Genomic DNA, 4,187 nt, shown 5'->3' with positions numbered 1-4,187 from the left:
GGCGACCCGGTTGAGCGCGGGGATGTGGTCCTGCGGCTGTCGGTCGGCAATGCCAAATCCGCCGCCGATGCCCGCCGCTCGCTGCGCGTTGAAGGGGGGCTTCAAGCCCCCGCGAAAGCCCCTGAGGACCAGCAGCTTCTTGCCCTGAAAGCGGCATGGTCGCGCGCCAGTGCCTCCGCCCGCCGCCGCTGGCTGCAAGATGTTGGCGCCGACCTTATGGCCCTGATGCCCCGCCCGGAGGTGGCTGCTGAATGAGCCAAGCCGCGCATCAGGAATGGTGGACTGCCGACCAGTTGGCGGCCAGCGGGTTGCCGGATGTTCCGACGACCAAACGCGCCGTCAACATGATGGTCGCGCGTCTGGATTGGCATGCCCAGCCCGGCCTGGCCCGCAGGCGGTCCGGCCGTGGTGGCGGCTGGGAGTACAGTTGGCGGCTGCTGCCGACCCGTGCGCAGGCTGCGTTGCTGAGAGCCGTCGCGGCCGAGGCGCCTGCCAAGCCCGAGCGCATGGAGCGTGCCGATGCCTGGTCGTGGTACGATGCCCAGCCGGAGAAGACCAAGATCGAAGCGGTCCGGCGTCTGACCATCCTGCAACGTGTGGCGAGCTTTGAAGGTCCGCTCGGGCGGCATCTGGCCGTTGTCGAGGTGTCCAGGCTGGACAAACTGTCCGAGCGAACCATCTGGAACTGGCTGTCGATGATCGAAGGTGTCGATCCGGCCGACCTGCTTCCCTATCTCGCCCCTCGCCATCGGGCTGCCAAGCCGCAGCGCAAGCGCGCCGAGTGCAGTGCCGAGTTCCTCGACTGGCTGAAGAGCGATTTCCTGCGCTTGGGCGAGCCGAGCTTTGCGAGTTGCTGGCACCGCATATCAAAGCATTGCGAGCGCAAGGGGCTGGCCTTTCTGACACTGAAAACAGCGCAGCGCTGGATGGACGAGAACGTGCCGCGCGTAACGCAGGTCTTTGCGCGCCAGGGCGAGCGCGGCCTTGCCAAGTGCTTCCCTCCGCAGGTCAGGGACCGATCAATGATGACCGCAATGGAAGGTGTCAACGCCGACTGCCACAAGATCGACGTCTTCGTGCAATGGCCCGGAATCGAAAAACCGGTTCGACCGCAGATCATCGGGTTTCAGGATCTGTATTCGGGCAAGATCCTTTCCTGGCGGGTGGACCTCGACCCCAACAAGGTTGCCGTCATGTCCGCCTTCGGCGAGTTGATCGAGACCTGGGGCATCCCGCGCGACTGCCTGTTCGACAACGGCCACGAATTTGCGAACAAGTGGCTGACCGGCGGCACCCCCACACGGTTCCGCTTCAAGGTGCGCAAGGATGATCCGCTGGGCGTCCTGCCCATGATGGGCATCAAGGTCCACTGGGCCACCCCGGCCCATGGCCAGGCCAAGCCGATCGAACGCGGCTTTCGGGACTTTGCCGACCATATTGCGCTGCATCCGGCATTTGCAGGGGCCTATGTCGGTAACAACACCCTGGCCAAGCCCGAGGACTATGGCAGCCGGGCGGTGCCTTTGGAGGATTTCTTGCGGGTGCTGGCCGAGGGAATCCGCGACCACAATGCCCGGCCGGGCCGGATGTCGGCCAATGCCAAGGGCCGGTCGTTCGACCAGACCTTTGCCGAAAGTTATCAGCGCGACAAGGTCCGCAAGGCCACGGCCGAGCAGCGACGCCTCTGGTTGATGGGTCAGGAAGTGCGCAAGCTGCACTCTGGCCATGGCTCGCTGAAGTTGCATGACAACGGATATCACGCCGACTGGATGTCCGAATTCGCCGGACAGGAAGTCGTCGCCCGCTTCGACCCCGAGGATCTGCACGCGGGGCTTTATATCTACAGCCTGCAGGGCGAGTTCCTTGGCGAAGCTCCCTGCCGCGAGAAGGTCGGCTTCTTCGACCTGGTCGGCGCGAAGCTCCATGCCAGGCAAAAGGCGCAGCGCCGCCGCATCGAAAAGCGGCTGCTGGATGCCCATCGCCCGGTTTCGGTCAGTGAACTGGCCGCCGAGCTGGCCCGCAAGCCTGCACCTCTGCCCGAGGAACTGGAGGCCAAGGTTGTCCAGATGGTGCCGATGCAGGCCCGTGGGCCGCTGGTCACCCGACAGTTGCCGGTGCCCGACACGTCGCGTGACGAAGACCTTAACAAGGTCCTGCAGGTGCCTTTCAGGCCCAGCCGCGCCGAGCCTGGCGATACCGATGCAAGCCGGTTCTGGCGGGTGCTGGACATCGAGCGCCGGTCGGAAGCTGGCGAGACCGTAACGATGGAAGAACACGATTTCTGGAGGCGCATGCAAGCCCATCCGGCTTACCGCGCGCAACGCGCGATGTACGACCGGGACGGGGAAGTGGCGATCGGATGAAAGATGCCGCCGGGGGCAGGCAAGGCCCCGCGGCGGCTTGGACGGTGAGGAGAGAGCATGTTGGACGGAATGGACAAAATCAATAGCGGGAACATCGCAAACGTCGCCCCGCTGCGGAACGTGAAGATTCTGGGTGCCCTCATCCAGCAGCTGAAGGACCGCGAGCCGGATATGCCGGGCATGGGGTGTTTCCACGGGTTTTCCGGGTACGGAAAATCCTCGGCCGCAACCTATAACGCGCAGCTTTACGACGCCTGCTGGGTCGAGGTGAAATCGGTCTGGTCGCGCAAGGTCTTCGTGCGAAAGGTTGCCGAAGCCCTGGGCCTGACCGCTGCTGGGTTGATCAGCGACATGGTCGACCAGATCGGAGAGGAACTGGCCAAGAGTGGGCGACCGCTTCTCCTCGACGAGGCGCATCAGCTCTGCCGGGACGAAATGATGGGTGTCGTCCATGACATCTACAACAGTTCGCAGGGCAGCGCGATCGTGCTGATTGGCGAGGAAATGCTGCCCCAGAAGCTGAAGCGCTGGGAGCGCATTCACAACCGGATGTTCGGCTGGCCCGCGGCGCAACCCGCCGACCTGCGGGAAACCGCCATCCTTGCGCGGCTGAAGCAGCCTACCCTGACCATCGGCGAGGATGTGCTGCAGATCATCCTGGAGAAATCAGCCGCGAACTATCGGCGTATCGTCACCAACCTCAATCAGGTGCGGCTCTATTCGCTGGAATCCGGGCGGACCACGATCACGCCGTCCGATGCCGCGAAGATCGAGTTTTTCATTGGTGAGGCACCGACGCCCCGGAGGACGGTGGCATGAGCGCGCCCGCTAAAACCGGCAGGCGTCCCGTCGATCAAGGGTCTGCAGGCCGACAGGAGCTGTGGCTGGCTATCAAGAAGGTGGCTGACCACGTAACCATTAGCGCCATCGTTGACCTTACCGGCGTCAACCGCACCACGGTGCTGCGCTATCTGAAGGCGCTGACCGCGGCGGGCTATCTGAAGTTCCAGCCTGGCCCCGCCGGAAAGGCGAATGCCTGGGTGCTGATCAAGGATGTCGGGCATCACGCCCCACGCGTTCGGGCTGATGGTAGCGCCGTCACCCAAGGCGCGATCACCATGCAGCTCTGGCGGGCGATGACGATGCTGAAGGAGTTCAGCTATGTCGATCTGGTCCAGCACGCCTCGATCGAGATCCCAGAGGCCACGTCCAAAGACTATTGCAAGCGGCTTCTGGCTGCGGGCTACCTGCGTGTGCTGGTCAAGGCGGACCCCTCTGCCGCGCGTATCGCGCGCTATCGCCTGATCCGGGCCTCTGGCCCGAAGGCCCCGCAGGTGCAGCGCGTGCGCCAGGTGTTCGATCCGAACACTGGCACCGCCTATCCGTCTGCGGGGGATACCCAATGATCTCCGCCGTCGACAAGGCCCGCGCTGCCTGGGGTCCGCAAGTCCCTGATTGGGTCGAACGCCTGGCCGAGGAATGCATGGCCACCAGCCAGAACAAGGTGGCGGCCCGGCTGAACCGCTCGGCCTCGCTGGTCTCGACCGTGCTGGGAAAGACCTATGCGGGCAGCTATGAGGCCGTAGAGGAAGTGGTGCGCGGCGTCTACATGCGCGCGACCGTCCGCTGTCCCGCTCAAGGTGAGATCGGCGCCAATACCTGCCGCGACTGGATGCTGAAGGCAGCGCGCTTTTCCAACATCAATAGCGAGCGGGTTCGGATGTACCGCGCCTGCCGGGCCTGCCCCCGCTATCGCAAGGAGGCCACCGATGCCGCTTGACCTTGATCGCTCCGGCGTCCGCGCCCGCATCCAGCATCTGGCGT

At 64.4% G+C, this 4,187-nt stretch carries 4 protein-coding genes and 1 pseudogene; all 5 read left to right on the top strand.

From position 1 onward, the window contains the following. A pseudogene (locus HS053_RS21885) lies at nt 1-255 on the top strand (chromosome partitioning protein ParB); the annotation flags it as partial. Then, nucleotides 252-2,363, top strand: coding sequence for a transposase domain-containing protein (locus tag HS053_RS21880; protein WP_174213359.1), 2,112 nt, complete (start codon nt 252-254; stop codon nt 2,361-2,363). The pseudogene HS053_RS21885 and the gene HS053_RS21880, both read left to right, overlap by 4 nt. Nucleotides 2,364-2,432: 69 nt before the next feature. Next, nucleotides 2,433-3,182 (top strand): AAA family ATPase, encoded by a 750-nt coding sequence (locus HS053_RS21875; protein ID WP_174213358.1) that lies wholly within the window; start codon nt 2,433-2,435, stop codon nt 3,180-3,182. Between the two features lie 80 nt (nt 3,183-3,262). Beyond that, nucleotides 3,263-3,769 carry a helix-turn-helix domain-containing protein gene (locus HS053_RS21870; RefSeq protein WP_174213357.1) on the top strand — a complete coding sequence of 169 codons (507 nt, stop codon included), beginning with the start codon at nt 3,263-3,265 and terminating at the stop codon, nt 3,767-3,769. Further along, a complete protein-coding gene (locus HS053_RS21865) occupies nt 3,766-4,143 on the top strand; it encodes a hypothetical protein (protein ID WP_174213356.1) in 378 nt (125 codons plus the stop codon). Before HS053_RS21870 ends, HS053_RS21865 begins: the two co-directional genes overlap by 4 nt. Nucleotides 4,144-4,187: the final 44 nt, after the last annotated feature.

The organism is Tabrizicola fusiformis (assembly GCF_013328815.1).
Taxonomy (GTDB): Bacteria; Pseudomonadota; Alphaproteobacteria; order Rhodobacterales; family Rhodobacteraceae; genus Fuscibacter.
This window is presented reverse-complemented; position numbering and strand designations above follow the sequence as displayed.

Excerpts from the sequence above, each read along its gene's own strand:
- HS053_RS21865 (WP_174213356.1), top strand. The coding sequence starts at position 3,766 with ATGATCTCCGCCGTCGACAAGGCCCGCGCTGCCTGGGGTCCGCAAGTC.
- HS053_RS21880 (WP_174213359.1), top strand. The coding sequence starts at position 252 with ATGAGCCAAGCCGCGCATCAGGAATGGTGGACTGCCGACCAGTTGGCG.
- HS053_RS21875 (WP_174213358.1), top strand. The coding sequence starts at position 2,433 with ATGGACAAAATCAATAGCGGGAACATCGCAAACGTCGCCCCGCTGCGG.